This window comes from Actinomadura sp. NPDC000929, from assembly GCF_040492065.1.
Taxonomy (GTDB): domain Bacteria; phylum Actinomycetota; class Actinomycetes; order Streptosporangiales; family Streptosporangiaceae; genus Spirillospora; species Spirillospora verrucosospora.
Genome location: NZ_JBEUPA010000117.1, coordinates 23,466 through 29,551 on the forward strand (window position 1 = coordinate 23,466; position 6,086 = coordinate 29,551).

Annotated in this window: 6 protein-coding genes; 5 read left to right on the plus strand and 1 reads right to left on the minus strand. The window is 65.7% G+C overall.

Translation table 11 applies throughout. The features are described from left to right. Positions 1–939, minus strand: a complete 939-nt coding sequence (locus ABWI04_RS31060; RefSeq protein WP_353834659.1) for an SMP-30/gluconolactonase/LRE family protein — start codon at positions 937–939, stop codon at positions 1–3. Between the two features lie 76 nt (positions 940–1,015). Between ABWI04_RS31060 and ABWI04_RS31065 the strand changes: the two genes are divergently transcribed. The 5 genes from ABWI04_RS31065 to ABWI04_RS31085 all read left to right on the plus strand — a co-directional run bounded on the left by ABWI04_RS31065 (position 1,016) and on the right by ABWI04_RS31085 (position 5,865). After that, on the plus strand, positions 1,016–1,468 hold the full coding sequence (locus tag ABWI04_RS31065; RefSeq protein WP_345178822.1) for an Lrp/AsnC family transcriptional regulator: 453 nt from the start codon (positions 1,016–1,018) through the stop codon (positions 1,466–1,468). Between the two features lie 60 nt (positions 1,469–1,528). Then, a complete protein-coding gene (locus tag ABWI04_RS31070) occupies positions 1,529–2,554 on the plus strand; it encodes a hypothetical protein (RefSeq protein WP_353834660.1) in 1,026 nt (341 codons plus the stop codon). Positions 2,555–3,113: 559 nt separating this feature from the next. Then, entirely contained in the window at positions 3,114–3,803 is a 690-nt protein-coding gene (locus ABWI04_RS31075) for a hypothetical protein (protein ID WP_353834661.1), read from the plus strand. 1 nt (position 3,804) lies between these two features. Then, positions 3,805–4,938, plus strand: a complete 1,134-nt coding sequence (locus ABWI04_RS31080; RefSeq protein ID WP_353834662.1) for a helix-turn-helix domain-containing protein — start codon at positions 3,805–3,807, stop codon at positions 4,936–4,938. 93 nt (positions 4,939–5,031) lie between these two features. Continuing rightward, the gene (locus ABWI04_RS31085; protein WP_353834663.1) at positions 5,032–5,865 is read left to right on the plus strand and encodes a hypothetical protein; all 834 of its coding nucleotides are present in this window, start codon (positions 5,032–5,034) and stop codon (positions 5,863–5,865) included. Positions 5,866–6,086: the final 221 nt, after the last annotated feature.

Consider the following 6,086-nt stretch of genomic DNA (forward strand, 5'->3'; position numbering starts at 1 on the left):
TCAGTTCTCGATCACCTGGGGCGTTCTCGGCAGGCCCGTCACCGAGGTCACCACCGAGTACAGGCCGGTCGTCGCGGTGATGAACAGGCGGTTGTTCTTGGGGCCGCCGAAAGTGATGTTGGAGACGGGCTCGGGGACGCGGATGCGCCCGATGAGCGTGGCGTCCGGTGCGTAACAGTGCACGCCGTCCTCCAGGGCCGCCGCCCACAGCCGCCCGTCCCGGTCGAAACGGATGTTGTCGAACCTGGCGGCGCCGTCGCGGGCCTCGGCGAAGACATCGCCATCCGAGAGCGTGCCGTCGTCGCGGACGTCGAAGACGCGGATGTGCGCGGCCCGGGTGTCGGACACGAAAAGGCGGCGCTCGTCCAGGGAGAACACAAGGCCGTTCGGCCCGCCGAAGCCGTCGGCGACCAGGCGGACCTCGCCGGTCGCCGGATCGGCCCGGTAGACGTTGCAGGCCCCGATCTCGCTCTCGGCGCGGTGCCCCTCGTAGTCGCTGGCGATGCCGAAGTCGGGGTCGGAGAACCAGACCGACCCGTCGGAGCGCACGACCGCGTCGTTCGGGCTGTTGAGGCGCCTGCCCTCGTAGCGGTCGGCGATGACGGTGACGGCGCCGTCCGGCTCGGTCCTGGTGACCCTGCGCCCGCCCTGCTCGCAGGTGATCAACCGGCCCTGCCCGTCGAGGGTGTTGCCGTTGCTGTGGCCGGCCGGCGCGCGGAACGTCGAGACCGCGCCGGTGGCCTCGTCCCAGCGGAGCATGCGGTCGTTGGGGATGTCGCTCCAGATGAGCTGCCGCCACGCGGGCAGGTAGAGGGGGCCCTCCGCCCAGCGGCCGTCGGAGTGCAGGCGTTCGAGGTGCTGGTCGCCGTGGCAGCAACGTCCGGTGCGGAAGCGCTCGTCCAGAATCTCATATACCCCGTCGGCCGCTTCCCTGGGCATGGTTTCCCCTCATAGTGTTCTGACTGAATATCGTTCAGAGCAACTTCGGGATGATCGTACGCGATACAGTCATCCTGTGAGGAACGTGGATGACATCGATCGTCAGCTGCTGGAACTCCTCCAGCAGGACGCCACCCGGTCCTACACGGCGCTCGGCACGGCGGTCGGCCTGTCGGCCGGGGCCGTCCACGAGCGGGTCCGGAAGATGCGCGAGCGGGGCGTCATCCGGCGGACCAGCGTGGACGTGGAGCCGGCCGCGCTCGGGCAGGGCGTGCTGGCCTTCGCCCTGATCGACTCCTCGGTCTGGATGGGCGACCGCGCCGCCGAGTTCGCCGCCATCCCGGAGGTGCAGGAGGCCCACGTCGTCGCGGGCAGCGCGTCCGTGCTCGTCAAGGTGCGGACGTCGACGACCGCGCGGCTCCAGGACGTCCTGCGGCGGCTGTACGACATCCAGGGCGTCAGCGGGACGAAGGCGACGGTCGTCCTGGAGACGTTCTTCGAACGCCCGATCTCCCCGATGGGCCAGTGACCCCGCCCCGCCGGGGGCAAGGCCCGGAACCGTCGTGATCGTCTTTTCGTCCGAACCGGCATGACCGAAATCGAACCGTCGGCCGTTCCGGATTCGCCCGACGCCTGGCGTGCCCTCGCCACCGACTGGGCCGAGACCTCAGGCGTCCGCACGCGGCGGTACACGGACCTCATGCAAGGAGCGGCGGCTCATGTGGGTGCCGCCCCTCAGGGGCCGCACACCCTGGCGTGGACGCTGGGCGTCCTCACGCTGGCCGCCCGCCTGGATGGAATGGCTCTGCTCGATGCGTCGCCGGTCGTGGCCGCCATGACCACGGCGGCCGAACGGCTGGACGGCGCGCCCTGCGACCACGCCGACCACCCGTATCTGACGGACTTCGACGCCGAGAATCTCACCTGGAGGTTCCGGCCGGAGGAGACGGCGCTGCGGGTGGTGGGCGCCGGACCGCCCCTGGACGACCCCGGCCGGTGGAACTGCCCGCGCAATGTCGCCGGGTTCGCGCGGGCTGCGGCCGAGGCCGTCTTCCCCGGAGCATTCGACGACGTCCCCGTCCAGGCACCCGCGAGTGTCGGGCGGGGGCTGGAGTACCTCTCCGACGTGATCTATGACCACCCCTACGGCGACCCCTACGAGACTCTCGTCGACGAGGCCCGCGCCCTGCTGGAGGCCGCGCGCGAGGACACGCCCGAACTGCCTGGCCTGGTGGTCGCCAACTGCGCGCTGCTTCCCTACGCCGTCTCCGAGCGGGTCGAGTCCGTCGAGGTCCTGGACGAGATCATCACCGCCCTCGAAGCGGCGGCGCGACGCTGCGACGACGCCCCGGCGTGCGACCACGCCGCCCATCCGGACCTCGACGACTTCGAGGACTACCGCAGAGACGCCGAACTGATGCTCACCCCCGGAGGCCGGCGCGCCTACCGATGGCGGCAGCGATCGCTGGGCGGTCTCCCGCTGGAGGCCTGGACCTGCCGCCACCACTTCGGGATCGAGGCCGAGGTCGCGCTGGACGAGTTGCGCGAAGCCCGTGCGGAGGCGGCCGCCGAAGCCGGGCAGGCCGACGAAGAGGCTGAGGAGCCTCGGCCGTAGCGAGGCGACTGCGGCCTAGAAGCACCGAAGGGCGGCACCTGTAGGTGCCGCCCTTCGTCATGTTCTGCCGCTAAGCGAGCGGAGGATACGAGATTCGAACTCGTGAGGGCGTGAACCCAACACGCTTTCCAAGTCGGCTGGGCCCCGTTCGCCCTGATTCGGTGCCGTCCAGGGGGCCAGGTCGGAGGGCCCCCGCGTACCTCGCCGTATGGCTCTGAACGCCAGCGAACGAGACGAAAACTGAGACGGCGTGTAGAGGGGCCTTGACCGGCCCCACGCCAGAAGGCGCCCGGACGCGTCCACAGCGCCGTTCGCTGGCGACTGAGGGGACGACTGCTCCCGGACTGGCTCCCATCGTCGGCATGCCGCTCGGCAGGCTCCTAGCGGGCGACGGCAAACCGCTTGCTCGCCAGCGGCTCTCCGCGCGCAGCGCCGCAAGTCGACGCTCTGGACGCTCGACGCCACCTTGCGGATCCTCTTGCCGCGTCCTGCTCTTATAGAAATGAGCCCTCATGTGTGGGAGGATTTCTATAAGAGCAAGATCCGAGGGGGAACGCGCGTGGACGAATCACTCAACCCACTGCCCAGTGAGGGAACGGAGTCGCTGCTGCGGCGGCTGATCGACCCAGGTCTGAAGGAGGAGCACCTCCACCAGGCCATCAAGGCCGGCGAGGGTGACCGGCGCAACTGCACCAAGGACGACCCCAAGAACGCGCCGGGCAGCCGCGACTACTTCATGAGGATGCGCACCCTCCGTCAGGTCCTCCGCAAGGAGTTGGGGTGGCGTCGCTACGACCTCGACGGTCTGCCGTTGGTCATCAACCCTGACAAGACTCGCGCCATCGGCGTGGTCCAAGGCGATTCGGCCACGGGCAATCCCCAGCGGCACCCGAAGACCCGGAAGCCCGTAGGTGAGATCAAGCAACTCCTGGTAGCCCAGAACCTGGTGCAACCTCAGACGGCGTTGTTCGAAGTGCCGGGGGCCCCGGTAGCGGAAACGAAGCTGAGTGATGAGCAGCTGGCCCACCTGCAGACATGGTTCCTGCTCACTTGTCGGACTTCACGCAAGGACACCGTCACTGTGCGCACAGAGCTTTCCTGCGCTATCGACGTCGACGGAGAAGGACGCGCCAACCTGTGGAAGCCTCGGATCTTCCTCGCCCCGCTGCACTTCGAGGGGGTCATCCCTCACATCGAGGGCACTGACGACGGTCCCGACGAGTTCGATGTTGAGGTTGGAGACCTCTAGCATGATCGATTCCCCCCTGCTCACGTACCTCCACGAGGGAATCATGGTTAATCCATCACGCATCGTCCTGGCCCGTAAGCGCCGGGGGCTCACGCATGTCGAACTCTCTGAGAGGGTCGGGGTGAGTGCGCAGAGCTTGTCCAACTACGAAAAGAATCGACAGGAGCCTTCGGAGGATGTCGTCACGCGTCTTGCGCACGCTCTCGACTTCCCCGTCGCTTTCTTCTACGGGGGCGAGACCGACCCGATCCCGGCAGAGTCAGTCTCGTTCCGTGCTCGCTCCAAGTTGCGTGCACGACACCGTAATATGGCCCTCTCTGGGGCCGAACTGGCAGTCGAGTTCCACGACTGGGTTGCAACAAAGCTCCGCCTGCCCGCACCTGACCTCCCAACGTTGGGTAAACCCGACCCAGCCACCGCCGCGGGGATGGTCCGCTCCAGATGGGGCCTCGGCTTGGCGCCTATCTCTAACATGATCCATTTGTTGGAATCCCGTGGTGTACGAGTGTTCTCGCTCAGCCCAGAGTTCCAAGATGTTGACGCCTTCGCCTTCTATCGCAGCTCAGTTCCCTTCGTCTTCCTCAACACCGGCAAGACCGCGGAGCGGAGCCGGTTCGACGCCGCGCACGAGCTTGGGCACCTGATCCTCCACTCAGACGAGCGGCCAGTCGACCGGCCGCAAGCGGAGGACGAAGCCAATACTTTCGCACGGCATTTCCTGATGCCCCCCGAAAGTGTGGCTGCCCACATGCCCAGCAATCCCTTCGTTGACCAAATTTTGCAGGGCAAGAGAATCTGGAAGGTATCGGCACTCGCACTGGCCTACCATCTCCACGATCTGGACCTACTCTCCGATTGGGCCCATCGGCAGGCATGCATTGAACTCGGCAAACGGGGATACCGGATGGCTGAGCCCGATGGAATGCCAGTTCGTGAGACCTCTCAACTCTGGGAGAAGGTTTTCCGAGCACTGCGCGCTAAGGGGGTGGGATCAGCTCAGATCACCGAGATCCTGGACATCCCCGCTGCGATGACAGCTGAGTTCACCTTCGGACTGACCCTCGTCGCCGTCCATGGGCAGGGAGGGTCGGCTAGACCACAACGTTCCCAACTGCGGCTTGTCGAGTCCAACTGACGGCTATGGTCACCCCGCCAGGTACAGATGCCTGGCGGTGGCAACCGGCGGCAAGACCTAGACCACTCGTGTGCAGTGCGAGAAGCTTGGAGCATGGCCAAGCTGACCATGACCTCAAGCCGATGGGAAGAACTTACCGCGCTGCTGGAGGATGAGCAGAAGCTTCAGTCTGAGTACCCCAAGGTGGCCGAGTACCTGAACATGGCGGCGCAGCTGGCGGGAACCGGTGACGATCAAGCGGACGCCCAGTTTGACTTGCGGTTCGTGCACTACATGACCAGCGGTGCCGCCGTTAGCTCAAACCCTTACTGGGACATCGTGGAACCGCTCGTGGCTGAACATGAGGGCCGACGAGTCGTGAATGGCGGCCGGGGAAAAGGAAGCGCACGGCTAGCTTTTGCGCAGATGCTCTTGCAGGCAACATATGCGTATGCGATACCTGCTCCGCAAACCATCGAATGGATGGCGGCTTTCTGTGGGGATCTACCTGTCGTGGAACTTGGAGCAGGGCGAGGATACTGGGCATCCCAGCTGGCTCGATTGGGGCTGAATATTAGGGCTTACGACTCGGATCCACCCGACAAAGCTAGTAACGCCTCATTTCCCGGAGCGGCTGGCCAGGCAGACGTTTGGCACCCTGTCGGGAGCCTGAATGAGTTCGCGTCTCGTTCCCAGTCGGCGGACTACGTGCTGTTCCTCTGCTGGCCACCGGGCTGGGGAGACGCAATGTCTTCTGAGGCGCTCGCGTTGTTCGAGGCCGCTGGGGGTGAGCGACTCGTCTACATCGGGGAGTCGAAGGGTGGAAAGACGGGCAACGATGCCTTCTTCGACGCCCTGGCCGCCCGCTGGAAATTGGACGCCGTAGATCAACACTTCGTATCGTGGTGGACGGATGCGGACGTGGCTCAGGGTTGGGTCCGAATCTGAGGACTTGCATAACGAAGGGGGTGCCGACCAATTCGGCACCCCCTTCGTAATACCTCTACTTAAGGGCCATGCGGAATACGAACGCCTCGTAGCGGTCGCGGGGGTATGAGATCTCAGAGAGCATGATGACTCGGTCGTCGGTGGACAAGAACCGCTGGTGAACCGTCTTGACGAGGTCGCCGGGCGTAGTCCGCAGCCACTCGGCGTGCGCCTCCGCCGGT